The following is a 20361-nucleotide window of genomic DNA, read 5'->3' on the forward strand; positions in this document are numbered from 1 at the left end:
CGGCGCCGCGCTGCCGCCGGCGCTCGCCGCGGCGGTCGAGGCGGGCGAGCAGCGCGGAACGGTGATCGTGGCCGGATGGCCCGACGATCTGGGCGTCGTGCACGCCCGCGCCGTGATCGAGGTCGCCGACACCGTGCGCCCCGAGAGCGCCGAGGCCGTCGCCGAGTTGCGCCGGATGGGTCTGGAACCGGTGCTGCTCACCGGCGACAACCCGCACATCGCGCGCGCGGTCGCCGCGGAACTCGGCATCGAGCGCGTCCGCGCCGGGGTGCTTCCCGAGGGCAAGGTCGCCGAGATCGCGGCGCTGAAGGCCGAGGGACGCACCGTCGCCATGGTCGGTGACGGGGTCAACGACGCCGCCGCCCTGGCATCCGCCGATCTGGGGATCGCGATGGGCGGGGGAACGGATGCCGCGCTGCACGCCAGCGACGTCGCCCTCATGCGCGACGACCCGCGCGGGATCGTCACCGCCGTCGCGCTCAGCCGTCGCACGATGCGCGTGATCCGCGGCAACCTGTTCTGGGCGTTCGCGTACAACGTCGCCGCTCTGCCGCTCGCCGCACTCGGACTGTTGAACCCCATGCTCGCCGGGGCGGCCATGGCCTTCTCGAGCGTCTTCGTGGTGCTCAACAGCCTGCGTCTGCGCCGCGCGTCCTGACCCGAGGCCGTTCGCGGGAGGTGCCAGTATTCGTCGCTTCAGTGGGCTCGGAAGCGACGAATATCGGCACCTCACGCGAGGAGGGGGTCGGGACCGCTAGAATATCGATGACCTCGTCATCCGCTTTCTCGCGAGCCGTTCCGGCGTAGACGCGATGCGGGTCGCCGACACCGCCTCTTCGGCGGCGGTTCGCGCGACGATTCCCGGGGTCACTGATCCACCGGCATTCGCCGGACGCTCCGGACTGTCATCCGGACGACACGCTCAGGAGGAGCATGCCGACCACGGCAACCGCCGCCCGAGGCTCGAGCCAGCGGCGCAGGAAGACCACGTCATCCCGACGCGACGAAGAAGCCCCCGTCATCCCGATCCTCGCCCGCAAGGTGCGCGAGATCGAGGCCAAGGCCCAGCGCGGAAAGCTGGGGCCGACCAATCGCATCAAGTTCCAGGTCATCGCGTTCCTGGTGCGCGAAGAGCGCGCCCGGGTCAAGGCCGACACCGAGATCACCGACGCCGCGCGCGCCGAGCTGCTCAAGCGGCTCGACGGTGTGGCGACGATCCTCGCCAAGACCGCCGCGCGCGACACCTCGCTGATCCAGTTGCTCGAGGTCGACCAGACCACCTCGCCCGTCGCCCGGCGCATGCGCCGCGACTGGCTGATCGAGTCGGGCGCCGAGCTGCCGCCCGACGAGCTGATCATCACCGACACCGCCCCGCAGGTGACGCCGATGGTCTCGGCGGCTCTCGCCGAGAAGCAGGTCGTGCCGGCATCCATCGAGGCGCGCCAGATGGCGAACCCGTTCCTCGCCCCCGACCTCACCCCCCGCGCGACCGGTGACGCCCCGCGGCGCCGGCTCGACGGCTGGGAGCTCATGGGACCGCTGTACAAGGCGTTCGAGATCGGCGCCGGTGGCTCGGCCGCCAGCATGGAGCTGCCGCCCGTGCCCGAGTTCGACCGGCTCTCGCCGCGCGGACTCGAGGTCATGCCGCACCAGTCGCGCTTCCTCGAAGCCGTGCGCGAGGGGCACCGCTCCTTCCTGCTCGCCGACGAGCCCGGCCTCGGCAAGACGGCCGAGTCGGTGCTCGCGGCCTCGGTCGCCGACGCGTACCCGCTGCTCGTCGTGGTGCCCAACGTCGTCAAGATGAACTGGGCCCGCGAGGTGCAGCGCTGGACTCCGCAGCGTCGGGCCACCGTCATCTCGGGCGGTGGAGCCGACATCGACGCCTTCGCCGACGTCTTCATCGTCAACTACGAGATCCTCGACCGTCACCTGTCGTGGCTGTCGTCGATCGGCCTGAAGGGCATCGTCGTCGACGAGGCGCACTTCATCAAGAACCTCACGTCGCAGCGCTCGCAGAACGTGCTGGCCCTGGCCTCGCGCGTCCGCCAGCAGACGCGGGACCCGCTCATGCTCGCCCTCACGGGTACGCCGCTGATCAACGACGTCGAGGACTTCGACGCGATCTGGCGGTTCCTCGGCTGGACCAACGGCGAGAAGCCCGGTCCCGAGCTCATGGAGAAGCTGGATGCCACGGGCCTGACGCCCGCCGACAAGGCGTTCTACCCCGAAGCGCGTGAGGCCGTCATCTCGATGGGCATCGTGCGGCGCAAGAAGAAAGACGTCGCCGCCGACCTGCCCGACAAGCTCGTGGCCGATCTGCCCGTCGAGCTCGACGACGAATTCGGTCGCTCGATCCGCCAGGCCGAGCGCGAGCTGGGTGCCCGCCTCGCGGCGAAGTACCGCCGCATCATCGAGGCCCGCGGCGATCGCGGACTCGCCGCCGGCGAGATCGACGACGACATCGTGCGCCTCGTCGCCCACGGCGAGCTCGAAGAGGCCAAGGCCGCCGGTTCCGGCAGCGAGAACGTCTTCACGATGGTCCGCCGCATCGGTCAGGCCAAGGCGCACCTCGCGGCCGACTACGCCGTGCAGCTGCAGCGCTCGGTGGGCAAGGTGGTGTTCTTCGCCAAGCACATCGACGTGATGGATGCCGCCGAGGCCCACTTCAAGGCATCCGGGCTCAAAGCCGTGTCGGTGCGCGGAGAGCAGACGTCGACGGCCCGCCAGGCTGCGATCGACGCCTTCAACACCGACCCGAGCGTCGGCATCGCGGTGTGTTCGCTCACCGCCGCCGGCGTCGGGCTGAACATGCAGGCGGCGTCGAACGTCGTGCTCGCGGAGCTGTCGTGGACCGCGGCCGAGCAGACGCAGGCGATCGACCGCGTGCACCGCATCGGTCAGGGCGAGCCCGTGACCGCGTGGCGCATCATCGCCGCGCACACGATCGACACGAAGATCGCGGAGCTCATCGACTCGAAAGAGGGACTCGCCCAGCGCGCCCTGGACGGGCAGTCGGTCGAGGCCGGCTCCAGCGATTCCGTGCAGCTCTCGGCGCTCATGCACCTGCTGCGTCAGGCGCTCGGCGCGGCCTGAGCCGTCGCTTCTCGCACGCCCCGGGGCTTCGGCCTCGGGGCGTTCGTGCGCGTTGCTCGGTTTCCAGGCTCTGTCCGGCGGCGGAGAGGAACAGGGAGGCTAGGGTCGGCACATGACCCTCCATCCCGACGCGTTGCTGGCGGGACCACGAGGGCGCCGCTTGTGTCTCGAGGTTCTGCTGGGCGAGAAGGGCCGGCGCGGCGTTGAGGATGCGGCCGCCGCGGTGTCGTGGGCCGCGCGCCCCCTGGCCGAAAACCCGGGTACGTTCTTGGTCATCGGGTCCGACACGTCCGCGTTCGTCGAGCCCCAGGTGAGCCCCGCCGACGCGGCCGCGGCGCTCAGTCGCCTCCGGGCCACCGCCGTCACCGGTGCCGTGCTCGACACGGCGCTCGCCGTGGCCGTCGATCTGGCCGCCTACTGGCAGCCGCCGTACGGCGAGGACGTCCTGTTGGCGACCGACGAGATGCATCCGGTCCTCGAGCCGGTGGCAGCAGCGATCGCCGCCTCGCCCCTTGCCGAGTGGTGGACGAGTCCGGTGGACCACGCGGCCCAGGCGACGGTGTGCTGGGAGACTCCTCGCCCGCCGGCAGCACACCCGGTCGTGGTCCTGGCCCGTTGGCGCGACGATATCGCAGCGGAAGAACACAGCTTCGCGACGGAATTCGCGGGCCGGGACGTCTCGGGAACCTGGTGGTCGACGCCTCCGACCGGCCTCCCGCGCACGACTCGCGTGCGCGGCACGACGGGTCCCGCCGGACTGACCCTCGTCGAAGACTCCCTCGGATGGGAATCGGCCCGCGTCGAGCCCGTGCGCGCGCCCCATGGGGACGTCATCGAGATCGACGGCCCCGAGACCTGGGCGGCGTTGTGCCGGCGGCATCCGCTCCCCGTCACCGCCTCCCGCCGACACGTGTGGTCCATGACCACCGGACGTGAGGGAGCGTGGGTGCAACCCGATTGGGCGGCGTTCGCGCGTGAGGCCGTCGGCGTGCACCTCAGTGTCGCGGGATACCTCACGACGGCCGGGCGTGCCATCGACGTCGGCGATCTCGGGGCGAGTGTGCTCGCCGGCTGGGGGCCGGACGAGACGTTTTGGTTCGAGGTGGCGCCAACAGTGGGTCCCGCGGAAAGCTGGGTCATCGACCCGCACGGAGACGAGCGCCGATGGCGCCGGTCGTGACGGCTGCGCGGGGTCCCGGGCCCACGGCATCCGGAGGCGGTGCCCCCGCCGTGTGGCACCGCTCCCGTCTGCGGCGATAGGGTCGGAGACGGCAACGGCGCCGACCTCCACCCGAACCACAGCACTTGAGGACTCTGCCCATGAAGATCGGCATCCTGACCAGCGGCGGCGACTGCCCCGGGCTGAACGCGGTCATCCGTGGCGTCGTGCTCAAAGGCACGACCAACTACGACATCGAATTCGTCGGCATCCGTGACGGGTGGCGCGGCGTCGTCGACGGCGACTTCTTCCCCCTGACGCGTCACGAGGTGAAGGGGCTGTCCAAGGTCGGCGGCACCATCCTCGGCACCAGCCGCACCAACCCCTACGAGGGCGCGCGCGGCGGCGCCGAGAACATCTCGAAGACCATGTACGGGCACCGCATCGACGGCATCCTGGCCATCGGCGGCGAGGGCACGCTCGCGGCGGCCGACCGACTGTCGAAGGACGGTATCAACGTGCTCGGCGTCCCCAAGACGATCGACAACGACCTGCGCGCGACCGACTACTCGTTCGGCTTCGACACCGCCGTGAACATCGCGACGGATGCCATGGACCGCCTGCGCACGACCGGCGACTCGCACCAGCGCTGCATGGTGGCCGAGGTCATGGGTCGCCACGTCGGCTGGATCGCGCTGCACGCGGGTATCGCCGCGGGCGCGCACGTCATCTGCATCCCCGAGGTGCCGATGTCGATCGACGAGATCGTCGAGCAGGTCACCCGCGCCCACGACCGCGGCCGCGCGCCGCTGGTCGTCGTGTCGGAGGGCTTCAAGCTCACCGGCATGGACGAAGCGTTCAGCGACAAGGGCCTCGACGCCTTCAACCGTCCCCGCCTCGGCGGGATCGGCGAGCTGCTCGCGCCCGAGATCGAGCGCCTCACCGGCATCGAGACCCGCTCCACGGTGCTCGGCCACATCCAGCGCGGTGGCTCGCCGTCGGGCTTCGACCGCGTTCTCGCGACGCGCCTCGGCCTGCACGCCGCCGACGCGCTGAACGAAGGCGCCTGGGGGCAGATGGTCGCGATGCGCGGCACCGACATCGTGCGCGTGCCGTTCGCCGACGCCCTCGGCGAGCTGAACAGCGTGCCCCTGTACCGCTACGAAGAGGCCGCCGCGCTGTTCGGTTGAGCCGCGCTCGTTCGTCGCCCCGTCCCGCTCGCGCGTGGCGGGGCGTCTGCGTTGGCGCGAGGGATCCGACCATGTCCCGATTCGGTCGAGGTGTGTCCCCGATCCGGTTGGCTGGCGGTATCTCAGGCAGCCGAAAAGGGGACATGGGTGGAGCTCTGGCCGGTGCGCTCGCTCCGACGCCTGTGGATAGCGCCGAAGGAGGGCGGACGAGACGGGATGCTGAGGCATGCCGAGCCCTGCTCCCCTTCCCGCATCGATTCCCCGCTCTTTCTCCGTTGCCGACGCGGCGGAGCTGGGGGTGACGCGTGCTCGATTGCGCGCCGCCGATCTGGAGTCGCCGTTCCACGGCATCCGGTCACGGGATCGCGCGCGCCCGACGACCCTGGTGGAGCAATGCCTCGTCTACGCCCCGCGATTGAGGCCGTGGCAGTTCTTCAGCCACGAAACAGCACTCGCACTCCACGGGGTCAGCACGCCGGAGTGGCCGTACGTGCCGAGGATCCATGTGTCCGCTCATCGCCCCGCGCGAGAGCCTCGAACGTCGGGCGTCGTCGGGCACCGATTGCAGACCCGGGCGCCGGCCGTACGCTCGGCAACGCATGGCTTGCCTGTCGAGGATCCTGTCCGAGCGTGGCGCCAGTGCGGTCGACTATGGCCGCTGGACGACCTGGTGGCCGCCGCGGATTCGCTCGTCGGCGGAAAGGCGCCGACCGCGTCGGTGGAGGACCTCCGTTCTGAGATTCGTGAGATGGGCGATGTCCGAGGTGGCATCCTCCGTGCTGCAGCGGATCTCGCCCATCCGGGCGTTCGTTCGCCGCGGGAGACGCGTCTGCGACTCCTGCTCGCCCGGAATGGTCTTCCCGCGCCCGACGTCAACGCCGACATCTTCGACGAGCGGGGGAACTTCGTCGCCGAGATCGACCTGGCCTACCCGCGATGGAAGGTGGCCGTCGAGTACGACGGAAGAGTCCACGCGGAAGACGAACGGCAGTTCGCTCGCGACGCCGATCGATGGGCCGAGATCCGGGCGGCGGGCTGGGATCACGTGCGCGTCCTGAACCATCATCTCCGCGGCGACGGCGCGCGAGCCGTCTCGCTGGCCCGTGACGCGCTCGTCCGAGCGGGTTGGCGACCGGGGTTGGCGGCTCGCTGAGGGTGATGCGCGTCCCGAAAATGGTCGGCTGGAGGGGCTTTAGGCAACCGAAAGTGGGACACGACGTGCACAAATCGGGACGCGGGTCGCCGCGCGGCGCGACAACGCCGAACGCCCCGCCGCACGAAGCGACGAGGCGTCCAGCGACGAGGCGTCCAGCACCGGGGCATCCAGCGGCGGCTCGGCCTACTCCGCCAGGCCCAGCACGTCGAGCAGCCACGCGATCTCGAAGGCCCGCTCGCGCCAGGCGTTGTAGCGGCCGCTGACGCCGCCGTGGCCGGCGACCATCTCGCACTTCAGCAGCGCGTCGGCGCCCACGTCGCGCAGGCGCGCGACCCACTTGGCGGGCTCGACGTACAGCACGCGGGTGTCGTTGAGCGAGGTGACCGCCAGGATGCGGGGGTACTCGACGCCCTCGCGCACGTTCTCGTACGGCGAGTACGACTTCATGTACGCGTAGACGTCGGCGTCGTGCAGGGGGTCTCCCCACTCGTCCCACTCGATGACGGTGAGGGGGAGCGAGGGGTCGAGGATGGTCGTCAGCGCGTCGACGAAGGGCACATCGGCGAGGATGCCGGCGAACAGCTCGGGCGCGAGGTTGGCGACGGCGCCCATGAGCAGTCCGCCCGCGCTGCCGCCCTCGGCGACGATGCGGTCGGGCGTGGTGTACCCGGCATCGACGAGGTGACGGGCGGCGGCGACGAAGTCGGTGAACGTGGTGCGCTTCGCGCGCATCTTGCCGTCTTCGTACCACTGCCGACCCATCTCGCCGCCGCCGCGCACGTGCGCCACGGCGAAGACGACGCCTCGGTCGAGCAGCGAGAGACGCGGCACCGAGAAGCCGGGCTCGATGGAGTGCTCGTACGATCCGTAGCCGTACAGGTGCACCGGACGCGGAGCCGCACCGGGCTCGCCGAACGAGCGCTTCCACACCAGCGACACGGGCACCTGCGTGCCGTCGTCGGCGGGGGCCCACACCCGTGCCTGGCCGTAGTCGTCGGGGTCGAAGCCGCCGAGCACGGGCTGGCGCTTGCGCAGCAGCAGCTCGCCGGTGGCGACGACGTAGTCGAACACGGTGCCGGGGGTGACGAACGAGCCGTAGCCCAGCCGCAGAACCGGGGGAGCGTACTCGGGGTTCCCGCCGGTGCCGACGCTGTACAGCGGCTCGTCGAAGGCGATCTCGGTCACCGCGCCATCGGCGTACGACAGCATCCCCAGGCGCGCGAGGCCGTCGCGACGGTAGCCGACCACGCCCCAGTCGCGGAACGTGTCGACGCCGAGCAGCCGCTGACCGGTGCGGTGGGGGATCACCGTCTCGCGGGGGCCTTGGGGATCGGATGCCGAGACCCGCACGAGTTCGAAATCGAGGGCGCCGTCGTTGTGGAGCACGTAGAGCACGTCGTCGCCGTCGACGACGGCGTGCGACGAGGAGTACTCGACGCCCTCACGACGCGGCCACACCACGCGGGGCTCGCCACGGAGATCGTCGGCGTCGAGCAGCCACTCCTCGGAGGTGATCGAGGAGCCCATCTCGATCACGAGGAAGCGATCGCTGCGGGTGAAGTCGGCACCGACCCAGTAGCGGTCGTCGGGCTCGTGGAACAGCTTCACGTCGGCATCCACGGGGGTGCCGATCTCGTGCAGCCACACGGTGTCGGGACGCCAGGCGTCGTCGACGGTCGTGTAGACGATGAAGCGCCCGTCGGGCGAGAAGGTCGCCCCCGAGAAGGTGTCGGGGATCTCGTCGGCCAGCGTCTCGCCGGTGGTCAGGTCGCGCACGCGCACGGTGTACCGCTCGTCGCCGGCGACGTCGACGCCGTAGAGCATGCGGGTGCCGTCGTTCGAGATCTCGAAGCTGCCGAGCGAGAAGAAGTCGGTGCCCTCGGCCTCGACGTTGCCGTCGAACAGCACCTGCTCGCCGGCGACGGGGGTGCCGGGCGAGAGAGTGGGCGGGGTCCAGTCGTCGGGGGAGTCCAGGGGTGCCCGGCACTGGATGCCGTACTGCGCGCCCGCGACGGTGCGGCCGTAGTACCACCAGTCGCCGCGGCGCGCGGGGACCGAGAGGTCGGTTTCGAGGGTGCGGCCCTTGATCTCGCCGAAGATCGTGTCGCGCAGGCCCGCGAGGTGCCCGGTACGGGCCGTCGTGTAGGCGTTCTCGGCCTCGAGGTGCCCGACGACCTCGGCGTCGTCTTTCGCGCGCAACCACTCGTACGGGTCGTCGAAGGTGTCGCCGTGGTGCGAGCGCGAGCCGGGCCGGCGGGCGGCGACGGGCGGGGTGGGCTGCGGGTCGAGGTCGGTCACCGTTCCACGGTAGTGCGCTCCTCCGACGCGGGCTCCGGAGAACGCTCAGCGAGCCGCGCGCGTTTGACCCCCGGGGTCCCCGATGACAGGATGTGGACGCGACCCCGGTGAACGGGTGTCGAACTCCAGGTGAACTCTTCGTTCGTCGCGCCGATCCCGTCGGCATCCCTTCTTCCTTCTCACGGAAAGCGAACGGTGGAGAGCGCAGCCCTCATCATCGTGCTGGTCATCGCGCTGGCACTGTTCTTCGATTTCACCAACGGATTCCACGACACCGCCAACGCGATGGCCACCCCCATCGCCACCGGTGCGCTGAAGCCGAAGGTCGCCGTCCTCTTGGCGGCCTCGCTCAACCTGGTGGGCGCGTTCCTGTCGACCGAGGTCGCCAAGACGATCTCGGGCGGCATGATCCGCGAAGACCAGTTGAGTCCCGACATCTTCCCGCCCATCATCTTCGCCGGTCTGATCGGCGCGATCACCTGGAACATGCTGACGTGGCTGCTGGGGCTCCCCTCGAGCTCGTCGCACGCGCTGTTCGGCGGCCTGATCGGCGCGACGCTCGTGGGCGTCGGCGCCTCGGCGATCGACACGGGCGTGGTGCTGAGCAAGGTGATCCTGCCGGCGTTGATCGCCCCTCTGACGGCCGGCATCATCGCCTTCACCGTCACCAAGATCGCCTACGGCATCACGCGCCGGTACGACATGAAGGCCGACGGGCGCGACGGCTTCCGCTGGGGCCAGATCTTCACCTCGTCGCTCGTGGCTCTGGCGCACGGCACCAACGACGCGCAGAAGACGATGGGCGTCATCACCCTCGCCCTCATCACCGTCGGGTGGCAGTCGTCGGCGAACCCCGACCCGCAGCTGTGGGTCGTCTTCGCCTGCGCGATCACGATCGCGCTCGGCACCTACATGGGCGGCTGGCGCATCATCCGCACGCTCGGCAAGGGGCTCACCGACGTCAAGCCCGCGCAGGGCTTCTCGGCCGAGACCTCCACGGCGGCCACGATCCTGGCATCCAGCGCCCTCGGCTTCGCGCTGTCCACGACGCAGGTGGCCTCGGGATCCGTCATCGGTTCGGGCCTCGGCCGCCGCGGCTCGACCGTGCGGTGGAACACCGTGGGCCGCATCATGATCGGCTGGGTGCTCACGCTTCCCGCCGCCGGCGCCGTGGGCGCCGCCGCGGCCCTGATCGTGGTCTGGCTCGGCGGATGGGGCGTGGCGGTGGATGCCGTGATCGCGGTCGTCATCGTTCTCGGTCTGTTCCTGCGCTCCCGGCGCGACTCGGTGACCTCGGCCAACGCGATGAGCGAGGTCGCCGACTCCGGCGCCGCCGTGAAGGTGCCGCGCAAGCCCGAGCCCACGCGCGGCCAGCGCCGCCACGACGACGCGAGGAAGGACCGCGCGTGAGCATCGACTGGGAAGCCTTCCTGCACGTCTTCGTCGCCGCCCTGCTCGGGGCGACGGTGGTCGTGACGTTCTACGCCCTGGGTTTGCGCCTGCTGGTGCGCGGTGGCCGTCCGCCGCTGGTGGCGCCGGCGGAGTTCACCGACGCCATCACCGTGCTCACCGACAAGCAGAAGCGTCGCGCCGAGAGGGCGGTCGACAAGGCCGCCGCGCGCAACCCGCTGAGCGAGGGGCAGAAGCGCCTTTCGCTGGTCGCCGCCTACCTCTGCTTCGCCGTGTGCGCCGCAGTCGTGCTCGGCGCGCTGCTGCTGATCCTGCTCAACCACTGATCCTGCTCGCCCACGGAGGCGCCCGGGGAGCGGTGTCGGAGGCCCCTCGTAGGCTGGGGGCATGGCATCCGTGCAGTTCGGTCAGCATGCGCCCGCCGCGCGCGTGATCCTCCACCTCAGCGACACGCACCTGCTGGGCGGCGACCGGCTGCTCGGCGATCGCTACGACACGGCGCAGCACCTGCGCCGCACGCTCGCGGCCGCCGAGGCGACCGGAGTGCGACCGGATGCCGTGGTCTTCACCGGCGATCTGACCGACCTCGGCGAGCCCGAGGCCTACCGGGCGCTGCGCGCCGTGGTCGAACCGTGGGCGGCGCGTCTGGGGGCGCCGGTCGTCTGGGTGGCCGGCAACCACGATGAACGGCCCGCGCTGCGCGCCGAGCTGCTCGACGGCGAGCCGAGCGAGGAGCCCGTAAACGGGGTGTACGACCTCGGGGGACTCCGGCTCATCGCGCTCGACTCGACCGTGCCGGGGTGGCACCACGGCGACCTCGACGCCGCCCAGCTCTCGTGGTTGCGCGCCGAGTTGGCCGAGCCGGCGCCGCGGGGCACGATCCTGGCGCTGCACCATCCGCCGCTGCCCTCGCACATCCCGTTCTTCGACATCCTCGAGTTGCGCGATCAGCGCGGTCTCGCCGACGCGATCGCGGGCACCGACGTGCGCGCGATCCTCGCGGGCCACCTGCACTATTCGACGTCGGGGACCTTCGCCGGGGTGCCGGTGAGCGTGGCCGCGGCCTCCTGCTACACGATGGACCTCGCCCGCCCCGCCGACGAGGTCAACGGAATGGACGCCGGGCGCGCGTTCCACCTCGTGCACGTGTGGGACGACACGATCACCCACGCGGTGGTCCCGGTCGTCGACGCACAGGCCGCGGGCTTCTTCACGCCCGAGTGGACGGCGCGCATGGCGGCGTTGAGCCCCGAAGAGCGACTCGAGGCGTTCTCGCGCAAGCGGTGACGCCGCCGTGCGACGGCCGCCGCGTTCGGTATACGCGCGGGAGCGTGTCGGTGGGGAGACAGGCCGCGGCGTCGAACGACCGCGACGGGACCGATGGCTAGGCTCGTGGCATCCCTGCTCGCCGTGACAACCCACGAGGACACCACATGGCTTTGGACGCAATGACGCGCACCCGTACCGAGACCGATTCCCTGGGATCCCTCGAGATCCCCTTCGAGGCGTACTGGGGCATCCACACCGCCCGCGCGCTCGAGAACTTCCCCATCGCGAAGCGGCCGATCTCGGTCTACCCCGATCTCGTGCGAGCCCTCGCGATGGTCAAGCAGGCCTCGGCCCGCGCGAACCGCGAGATCGGCGTGCTCGACGCCGCGAAGGCCGACCTCATCGACCGCGCCGCCCAGCGCGTGATCGACGGCGAGTTCCACGACGAGTTCACCGTGGGCGTCATCCAGGGCGGGGCCGGCACCTCGACCAACATGAACGCCAACGAGGTCATCACCAACATCGCCCTCGAGCTCGCCGGCCGCGAGAAGGGCGACTACGGCTTCCTCTCGCCCATCGACGACACCAACCGCAGCCAGTCCACCAACGACGTCTACCCGACGGCCATCAAGATCGGGCTGGCGCTCACCCTGCAGAGCCTGCTCGAAGAGCTCGCGTTGCTGCGTCAGTCTTTCCTGACGAAGTCCGAGGAGTTCCACGACGTCCTCAAGGTCGGCCGCACCCAGCTGCAGGATGCCGTGCCCATGACGCTCGGACAGGAGTTCCACGGGTTCGCCACGACGTTGGGCGAGGACTACAGCCGTCTGACCGAGAACGCCTACCTGCTGTACGAGATCAACATGGGCGCCACGGCCATCGGTACGGGCATCACCGCTCACGCCGGGTACGGGGCCGCTGTTCTGCGGCACCTGCGCCAGATCACCGGGCTCGATCTCGAGACCGCGACCGACCTGGTCGAATCCACGAGCGACACCGGCGCGTTCATGTCGTTCTCGTCGTCGCTCAAGCGCAACGCCGTCAAACTGTCGAAGATCTGCAACGATCTGCGTCTGCTCTCCAGCGGTCCGCAGGCGGGCCTCGGCGAGATCAACCTCCCGGCGCGCCAGGCCGGCTCGAGCATCATGCCCGGCAAGGTCAACCCCGTCATCCCCGAGGTCGTGAACCAGGTCGCGTTCTCGGTCGTGGGGGCCGACATGACGGTGACCATGGCGGTCGAGGGCGGGCAGCTGCAGCTCAACGCCTTCGAGCCCGTCATCGCCCACTCGATCTACCAGTCGATCACGTGGATGCGGCAGGCGATGTGGACCCTGCGGGTCAACTGCGTCGACGGCATCACCGCGAACCGCGAGCGCCTGGGAGCCATGGTCGGCTCGTCGGTCGGCGTCGTGACGGCGCTGACGCCCTTCATCGGCTACGCGGCGTCGGCGGCCCTGGCCAAGACGGCCCTGCTGACGCACCGCAACGTCGCCGACCTGGTCGTCGAGGCCGGGCTGATGACGCGCGACGAGGTCATCAAGCAGCTCTCGCCGGCGCGTCTGTCGGGCCTGCACCCGATCACCGAGGCGATCCCGGTCATCCGAGCCGTCGAGGACGTCGTCGAAGGCTGACACGACGAACGACGGGGCCGGGACCGAGTGGTCGCGGCCCCGTCGTCGCGTCGAGGGTGAGCGCCGAGTCGCCCGCCCGGGGGTCGGGCGTCGGTCACCGGGCAGCCGTCACCGGCGGTCCGGCGGCGCCGTCGCCGCGCGGGCGTGGCTCAGTCGACGATCCGGCAGTGCGTGGTCAGCTCGCCGATGCCGTCGATCCCGACGGTCACCGTCGAGCGGTCGCGCAGGAAGATCTGCGGGTCGCGCGAGTAGCCCGCTCCGCCGGGGCTGCCGGTCGAGATGAGCGTGCCGGGCAGCAGGGTCGCCGACTCCGACAGCTTGTGGATGAGCGTCGCGACCGTGCGCACCATCTGGCCGGTGCTGGCATCCTGCACCGTGTGCCCGTCGACGACGGTCCAGATGTGCAGATCCTGCGGGTCGGGGATCTCGTCGGCGGTCACCACGAACGGGCCCGTCGGGGTGAAGCCGTCGAACGACTTGCACCGCGACCACTGCGCCTCCGAGAACTGGATGTTGCGCGCCGTGATGTCGTTGACGACGGTGTAGCCCCACACGTGGTCGAGGGCGTCGGCCTCGGCGACGTCGCGCCCGGGGCGCCCGATGATCACGCCGAGCTCGGCCTCGTAGTCGACGGCCTCGCTGAGCTGTCGCGGCCACGTCGTCGTCGCACCGTGGGCGGTGAGGGAGTTGGGCCACAGTACGAAGACGGTGGGCCCGGTGTCGGTCTTCAGCCCCAGCTCGCCCGAGTGGGCGGCGTAGTTCAGGCCGACCGCGAGGATCGCCGGGGGAGCGAGCATCGCCGAGGCGAAGGCGACGCCCGAGAGCGGATGCCGCGGTGCACCGGCGGACGCCGCACGCACGCGCTCGAGCAGGGCGTCACCGCCGGCGATGAGCTGTTCGAGCTGGCGGGGGGCACCCTCGAAGAACTCGTCGACGAACGAGAACTCGTCATCGTGGACGCTGACGAGACGGGGGGACTCCGCCCCCTCCGGGGAACGGACGTGGGCGAATCGCATGCCTCCACGCTACCGGGCCGCACCGGCGGGGCGTCGTCGCAAGCCCGGGATGCCGTGTCGCCGGCCGCCCCTAGGCTGTGCGCATGAGCTACCCCTCGCCGTTGGCGCAGCCCGGTTCCGCCGAGCCCGCCCGCATCTCCCCGGCACCGCAGGCAGCCGGCTCGGCTGCGCCTCCGCGCCGGCGCCGCGGGGGCATCGCCCTGTGGGTGGTGGCCGTACTGCTGGTGCCGGTGCTCGCCCTGCTCGTCCGCTACTTCACGGGCGTGTTGGGAACGGCGGCCTCGTTCATCGGGCTCGTGCTGGCGGTGATCCCGTTCGTCATCGTCTGGTTCGCGGTGCGCTACATCGACCGGTGGGAGCCCGAACCGCGCCGCCTGCTCGTGTTCGCCGTGGCCTGGGGCGCGGTGGCGGCCGTCGCCCTCGCGCTGGGGGTGGACCTGGTCCTCACCCTGGCGGTGGGCCGGCTGCCGGCCGAGTTCAGCTCGGTCGTGCAGGCACCGATCGTCGAAGAGCTCGCGAAGGGCCTCGGCGTGCTCCTGATCTTCGTGTTCGCCCGACGGTTCTTCGACGGCCCGGTCGACGGGATCGTCTACGGCGCGCTGATCGGTGCGGGCTTCGCCCTGACCGAGAACGTGCAGTACTTCGCCATCAGCTATCTCGAGGGCGGCCCGGGCCAGGTCGCCACGACCTTCTTCCTGCGCGCGGTGCTGTCGCCGTTCGCGCACGTCATGTTCACCAGCCTCACCGGCTTCGCGTTCGGCCTCGCCGCGCGTCGCGGGCTGCGTGGGGGCGGTGCCCTCGCCTACGGGATCCCCGGAGTGCTCGCCGCGATCGTTCTGCACGGGCTGTGGAACGGCTCGGCCACGTTCGCCAACTTCTTCGAGGTGTACGCCACGCTGCAGGTGCCACTGTTCCTGGCGTTCATCGCCGGCATCCTGGCCCTGCGGCGCGAAGAGACGCGTCTCACCCGCGCACGGCTGGGCGAGTACGCCGTCGCGGGCTGGTTCACGCCGCAAGAGGTCGACATGCTCGCCACCCGCCCCGGGCGCCGTTCGGCCCTCGCGTGGGCGCGCACGTTGCCCGGTGACCGCACGGCGGTGATGAAGGCCTTCATCGCGGATGCCACGGCACTCGCCGCCGCGCGCCAGCGCGCCCTGTCGGGGCGCGATCCGCAGGCTGTCGCCACCGAGCGGTACCTGCTCGAGCGCACCACCGACGCGCGTGCGGCGCTGCTCGCGCCGTGAGGTCTTGACAGCGCGGCGAGGCGGGAGCACCATCGATGTAGGCCAACTCAGCGCCCGGTAGACACGCAGGCATCGCCGCGGCACCGGGCGCTGAGTCTTTGTCCAGGGGCGGTCATCGACCGCCGGGCCGTGCTTGGATGGAGGCATGACTGATCGCACCAAGCCGGAGTTCGACGCTCCCAGCGGCCCCGCCCCCTCCGACCTCGTCATCCGCGACATCGCCGTCGGCGACGGCGCCGAGGCGAAGCCCGGCGACACCGTCACCGTGCACTACGCCGGTGTGGAGTACGAGTCGGGCGAAGAGTTCGACTCCTCGTGGGGCCGGGGCGAGAGCATCCAGTTCCCCCTCCGTGGCCTCATCCAGGGCTGGCAGGACGGCATCCCGGGCATGAAGGTCGGCGGTCGCCGCGAGCTCGTGATCCCGCCGCACCTGGCCTACGGTCCCGCCGGCGGACACTTCCTGGGTGGCAAGACCCTCATCTTCATCATCGACCTGCTCAAGGTCGGCTGACCAGCCGTTCTTCACGGAACGTTCACGAACCCGAGGGGGCTGCGGCTCCCTCGGGTTCGTTATTTTCCTCGATCGTGGAATACATTCGTGTGAATGGGAGTTGGATCCCGGCAGGACGCCGAAGCGGCTCCCCAGACCTCTAGGAGTGACATGACTGACACCACCGCCCTCGACATCCCCGGCTACAAGACCGGCACCTGGGTCCTCGACCCGTCGCACAGCGAGGTCACCTTCTCGGTGCGCCACATGATGATCTCGAAGGTGCGCGGCACGTTCGGTGTGAAGAGCGCCACCATCGTCGCCCCCGAGAACCCGCTCGAGGCCACCGTCGAGGCCTCCGTCGACGTGACCTCCGTCGACACCAAGGACGAGGGCCGCGACCAGCACCTGCGCTCCGCCGAGTTCTTCGACATCGAGACCTACCCGACGATGGACTTCCGCTCCACCGGTGTGCGCGTCGAAAAGGGCGACTTCCTCGTCGACGGTGACCTCACCATCCGCGGCATCACCAGGCCCGCCACCTTCTCACTCGACTTCGGCGGCTTCGGCACCGACCCGTGGGGCAACTACAAGGCCGGCGCGACCGCCAAGACGGTCATCAACCGCGAAGACTTCGACCTCACCTGGAACGCCGCCCTCGAGACCGGCGGCGTGCTGGTCGGCAAGGACGTCACCATCGAGCTCGACCTGCAGCTCGCGCTCCAGGCGTGATCTCCGCGAAGGCCCCGGGTGCTCGGCATCCGGGGCCTTCCGCGTTTCTCGGGCGACCCCGGGTGCTCGGCATCCGGGGTCGTTGTGGTCTCTCCGTCGTGCGCGGAAGCCGCCCGCGGTGCGTCACCCCGCGGTGACGCGACGCCGCAGGCGCAGCCTCTGCTGCACGAGCAGGATGCCGACGAACACCACGGCCGCCCCCACGGGTTCGTTCCACGAGATGCGCTCCCCGAGCACGAGGATGCCGAGAGCCACCCCGACCACGGGGGTGATGTACGTGACGGTCGAGGCCCGGGTGGGCCCCCAGGCGCGCAGGGTGTTCTGGTTCCAGACGTAGGCGATGCCGGTGCCGAGTACCCCCAGGGCGACGATGCTGAGCACCACCGGGGTCGTCAGGTCCATCGGCTCGGCGAGGATCACGGGCGACAGCAGCACCATGAACGCCGCCGCCGGGCCGATGTAACCGAAGGCGAAGGCGATGCCCGACAGTCCGGTGTCGCCGAGGAACCGACGCATGTACGCGAGGCTGAAGCCGTAGCAGGCGGTGGCGCCCAGCAGCGCGATCTGCGCGACCGTGCTGTCGCCCACGTCGGCGACCGCGCCCGGCGCGATGATCACGACGACCCCGGCGATGCCCACGGCGATGCCGAGCAGCTGCCCGGGCTTGAGGCTCTCGACGCGGAACACCGCCCACGCCATGATCGCGGTCATGATCGGCGTGGTCGCGTTGAAGATGCTCGCCAGTCCCGACGAGACGTGCTGCTCGGCCCAGGCGAACAGCAGGAACGGCACGACGCAGAACGTGGCCGCCAGAACGCACAGGTGACCCCACATCCGTCGGCTGCGGGGGAGGCGTTCGCGCCGGATCGCGACGATCGCGGCGAGAGCGAGCGCACCGAACAGCAGCCGCCCGCCGGCGACCTGCGCCGGGGTCATTCCGGTGAGGGCGATCGCGATGAAGAGGAAGCTCGAGCCCCACACGATGCCCGTGAGCACGAACTGCACGGCGATGGAGACGGGGGAGGGAGAGGAACCGGATGCCACGATCCCGACCCTAGGCCCGAGTGCCGACATCGCGCGGGCGAAGCGGATGCGACGGCGGAAATCCGCCGACGGTCGGCAGTGCGCGTGCGGGGCTGTGCTCGCACGGAGCTGCGACACGAGGGGCGTCCCGGGCCCCTTCGCGGAGAAGACCCGGGGACGGGTGCCCTCCGCGGAGCGGGGTGCGCGCGATGCGCTGCAACGCGGCTCTCGTCGCGCTGGGGGTTAGGGCTGCGGGTTCAGCGCGTCGTACGCGCGGAACCGGGGCGTGAAGCGCACCAGCGTGCCGACGAGGCCGAGGATCACGATGCCGCCGAACAGCGGTGGCACCCAGAGGGCCGTGGCCGTCGCGAGGGTGCCCGCGTACAGGGCTCCCACGCGCGGGCCGCCGGCGACCACGACGATGAAGATGCCCTGCAGGCGCCCGCGCATGGCATCCGGGACGGCCGCCTGCATCATGGTCGAGCGATAGATCGCGCTGACGTTGTCGGCGGCTCCCGAGACGGCCAGCACCACGGCGGCGAGGGCGATCAGTGCGACCGCGGCGTGCGTCTCGTCGACGACGTCGGGGCGCAGCCAGCCCAGGGTGGCGGCGAGCAGGACGAGACCGAACAGACCGATCGCGAGGCCGTAGACCTGGATCGCGCGTTCGATGCCGAGCCCCTGTCGACGGACGCGGCCGATCGGCCCCGAGAACAGGCTGGAGAGGAACGCCCCCGCCGCGACCGCCGCGGTCAGCACCCCGGTCGTGATCGCACCGCCGCCCAGCAGCACCGCTCCGATGGCGGGGAAGAGCGCGACCGGCTGGCCGAAGGTCATGGCGATGATGTCGAGCACGTACTGCAGTCGGATGTTGGGCGCGCGTTTCAGGAACCGCGCGCCGTCGCGCAGCGATTCGAGGCCCGGGCGCACCACGACGCCCTCGGGACGGAGCCGGGGGAGGGACCACAGCCCGAGGAACAGCGAGCTCATGAGCAGCACGTCGAGCGAGTAGGTCCACGCGTACCCCGCGACGGCGACGAGCACACCGGCGAGGGCGGGTCCGGCCATCACCATGATGCCGACCGTCACGCCCTGCAGGGCCGCGGCGGCGGGGAGGAGGTCGCGGGGGATGAGGCGTGGGGTGATCGCCGACTTCGTCGCCATGACGATGGAGTTCGCCGCCGAGTTCACGACGCTCAGGACGAACAACCAGCCGACCGTCTCGAGCCCCGACCACGCGAGGGCGGCGAGCAAGCCGGTCGACGCGAAGGTGACGAGGGCGGCGAGCAGGGCGACCGTGCGGCGATCGAACGCGTCGGCGAGCACGCCGCCGTAGAGGCCCGCGATGACCATCGGCACCAGTCCCGCCACGGCGATCATCGACACGGCCAGCGTGCTCTGGGTCAGCTCGAACACGTGCAGCATGACCGCCACGACCGTCAGCTGCCCGCCGAGCCCCGACAGGGTGGAGCCGATCCACAGACGGGCGAAGGCAGGCGACGTGGTGAGGGGCCGCAGGTCGATGAAGGCGCTCTGACGGCTCACTCGTCGACCTCGAAGCGTTTGACGCGCGCGGTGTGGCCGCGTACGACGCGGACGCGGCTCGGGGCGACGTCGAAGTGCGCCGCGAGCACTCGCGCGGCGCCGGCGTTCGCGGCCCCGTCGACCGCGCGTTCGCGGACGTGCACCACCAGGCCGTCGGGCCCGTCTTCGACCAGCGGGCCGCGGCGGGAACCCGGCTGGACGAAGACGGTGAGCTGCACGGATTGAGGGTACGCCAGCCCTCCGACATCGCGTCGCCGCAGGCGCCGAGCATCGGGCGTGTGTGAACGGGTGAGCCGTGCTGTAGACTCATGCGGTTGCCGTTTGATCGGCCGCGGATAAAGAGAGCCCACGTATCAGGCGTCGGGCGCCGCGCAATGAGAGAAAGGGGATCCCATCTATGCCACTCGAGTCTGACGCCAAGAAGGCGATCATCGAACAGTACGCGACGCACCCCGGTGACACCGGATCCCCCGAGGTGCAGGTCGCGATGCTGACGCAGCGCATCAAGGACCTCACCGAGCACCTCAAGGAGCACAAGCACGACCACCACTCGCGTCGTGGTCTGTTCTTGATGGTGGGTCAGCGCCGCCGTCTGCTCGGCTACCTCCAGGACATCGACATCGCGCGTTACCGCTCGCTGATCGAGCGCCTGGGTCTCCGTCGCTAAGCGCGACCCCGCGTATATCGCTTTCTCGAAGGCCGTCCCACGGTGTGGGGCGGCCTTCGCTGTTCCCGGATGCCGGGGGCCCGGCATCCGGGGTCTGGCGCCGATGCCCGCGTCCCGTCCCCATAAACGCCATTCCTGCGCATAAACGCGGTGTCGGAGCGTTTCTGCGCAGGAACGGCGTTTATGCGTGCCGGGAGGGAGCGCGGCGTCGGGCCGGACGAGACCCGATGCATCGTCGGGGCCCGTGGCCGGGGCTGTCCCGGCTCGGCTGACCGATCCGCCCGCCCCGCTCTCTTAAACGCCATTCCTGCGCATAAACGCGGTGTCGGAGCGTTTCTGCGCAGGAACGGCGTTTATGCGTGCCGGGAGGGAGCGCGGCGTCGGGCCGTATGAGACCGGGTACCTCGTCGAGCCCCGTGCCCGGGGCTATCGGGGCCGCGG

The 20361-nt window shown here is 70.6% G+C and carries 18 protein-coding genes; 13 read left to right on the top strand and 5 right to left on the bottom strand.

All coding sequences use genetic code 11. The annotated features are described in order from the left end of the window. From IFR11_RS16275 to IFR11_RS04250, 5 genes are all read left to right on the top strand, one after another. A partial coding sequence (locus IFR11_RS16275; protein WP_244630561.1) for an HAD-IC family P-type ATPase occupies positions 1–658 on the top strand: 658 nt, incomplete at its 5' end. A gap of 275 nt (positions 659–933) precedes the next feature. Continuing rightward, positions 934–3093 (top strand): DEAD/DEAH box helicase, encoded by a 2160-nt coding sequence (locus IFR11_RS04235; protein ID WP_070408250.1) that lies wholly within the window; start codon positions 934–936, stop codon positions 3091–3093. Between the two features lie 112 nt (positions 3094–3205). After that, a complete protein-coding gene (locus IFR11_RS04240; RefSeq protein WP_191915318.1) occupies positions 3206–4273 on the top strand; it encodes a hypothetical protein in 1068 nt (355 codons plus the stop codon). Positions 4274–4413: 140 nt separating this feature from the next. Then, complete coding sequence (locus tag IFR11_RS04245) at positions 4414–5442, top strand: 6-phosphofructokinase (RefSeq protein ID WP_055834994.1); 1029 nt, start codon at positions 4414–4416, stop codon at positions 5440–5442. 226 nt (positions 5443–5668) lie between these two features. Next, positions 5669–6595: a hypothetical protein gene (locus IFR11_RS04250; protein WP_192013737.1), complete on the top strand. Its 927-nt coding sequence runs from the start codon at positions 5669–5671 to the stop codon at positions 6593–6595. A gap of 186 nt (positions 6596–6781) precedes the next feature. Here the strand turns inward: IFR11_RS04250 and IFR11_RS04255 are convergent, their stop codons facing one another. After that, entirely contained in the window at positions 6782–8896 is a 2115-nt protein-coding gene (locus IFR11_RS04255; protein ID WP_191915320.1) for a prolyl oligopeptidase family serine peptidase, read from the bottom strand. Positions 8897–9091: 195 nt separating this feature from the next. Between IFR11_RS04255 and IFR11_RS04260 the strand changes: the two genes are divergently transcribed. The 4 genes from IFR11_RS04260 (at position 9092) to IFR11_RS04275 (ending at position 13203) form a co-directional block, all read left to right on the top strand. After that, entirely contained in the window at positions 9092–10306 is a 1215-nt protein-coding gene (locus tag IFR11_RS04260) for an inorganic phosphate transporter (RefSeq protein WP_055835004.1), read from the top strand. After that, on the top strand, positions 10303–10632 hold the full coding sequence (locus tag IFR11_RS04265; protein ID WP_055835008.1) for a hypothetical protein: 330 nt from the start codon (positions 10303–10305) through the stop codon (positions 10630–10632). Before IFR11_RS04260 ends, IFR11_RS04265 begins: the two co-directional genes overlap by 4 nt. 61 nt (positions 10633–10693) lie before the next feature. After that, entirely contained in the window at positions 10694–11593 is a 900-nt protein-coding gene (locus IFR11_RS04270; protein WP_191915321.1) for a phosphodiesterase, read from the top strand. Positions 11594–11739: 146 nt separating this feature from the next. Continuing rightward, positions 11740–13203, top strand: coding sequence for an aspartate ammonia-lyase (locus tag IFR11_RS04275; RefSeq protein WP_055835015.1), 1464 nt, complete (start codon positions 11740–11742; stop codon positions 13201–13203). A gap of 149 nt (positions 13204–13352) precedes the next feature. On the opposite strand, the gene IFR11_RS04280 is transcribed toward IFR11_RS04275, so the two are convergent. Then, positions 13353–14219: a fumarylacetoacetate hydrolase family protein gene (locus tag IFR11_RS04280; protein ID WP_191915322.1), complete on the bottom strand. Its 867-nt coding sequence runs from the start codon at positions 14217–14219 to the stop codon at positions 13353–13355. An 83-nt stretch (positions 14220–14302) separates the two neighbouring features. Between IFR11_RS04280 and IFR11_RS04285 the strand changes: the two genes are divergently transcribed. From IFR11_RS04285 to IFR11_RS04295, 3 genes are all read left to right on the top strand, one after another. Next, entirely contained in the window at positions 14303–15463 is a 1161-nt protein-coding gene (locus IFR11_RS04285) for a PrsW family intramembrane metalloprotease (protein ID WP_055835021.1), read from the top strand. A gap of 145 nt (positions 15464–15608) precedes the next feature. Beyond that, complete coding sequence (locus IFR11_RS04290; RefSeq protein WP_055835024.1) at positions 15609–15974, top strand: FKBP-type peptidyl-prolyl cis-trans isomerase; 366 nt, start codon at positions 15609–15611, stop codon at positions 15972–15974. Between the two features lie 150 nt (positions 15975–16124). Beyond that, entirely contained in the window at positions 16125–16685 is a 561-nt protein-coding gene (locus IFR11_RS04295) for a YceI family protein (protein WP_191915323.1), read from the top strand. A gap of 123 nt (positions 16686–16808) precedes the next feature. Here IFR11_RS04295 and IFR11_RS04300 read toward each other — a convergent pair whose 3' ends face one another. From IFR11_RS04300 to IFR11_RS04310, 3 genes are all read right to left on the bottom strand, one after another. Further along, positions 16809–17729, bottom strand: coding sequence for an EamA family transporter (locus IFR11_RS04300; RefSeq protein WP_191915324.1), 921 nt, complete (start codon positions 17727–17729; stop codon positions 16809–16811). 222 nt (positions 17730–17951) lie between these two features. Beyond that, positions 17952–19253: an MFS transporter gene (locus IFR11_RS04305; RefSeq protein WP_191915325.1), complete on the bottom strand. Its 1302-nt coding sequence runs from the start codon at positions 19251–19253 to the stop codon at positions 17952–17954. Continuing rightward, positions 19250–19471, bottom strand: a complete 222-nt coding sequence (locus IFR11_RS04310; protein WP_191915326.1) for a DUF167 family protein — start codon at positions 19469–19471, stop codon at positions 19250–19252. The genes IFR11_RS04305 and IFR11_RS04310 overlap by 4 nt, the downstream gene beginning before the upstream one ends. A 179-nt stretch (positions 19472–19650) precedes the next feature. On the opposite strand from IFR11_RS04310, the gene rpsO reads away from it, so the two are divergent. After that, entirely contained in the window at positions 19651–19920 is a 270-nt protein-coding gene (rpsO, locus tag IFR11_RS04315) for a 30S ribosomal protein S15 (protein WP_055835040.1), read from the top strand. Positions 19921–20361: the final 441 nt, after the last annotated feature.

It is taken from the genome of Microbacterium sp. CFBP 8801, assembly GCF_014839455.1.
Lineage (GTDB): Bacteria > Actinomycetota > Actinomycetes > Actinomycetales > Microbacteriaceae > Microbacterium.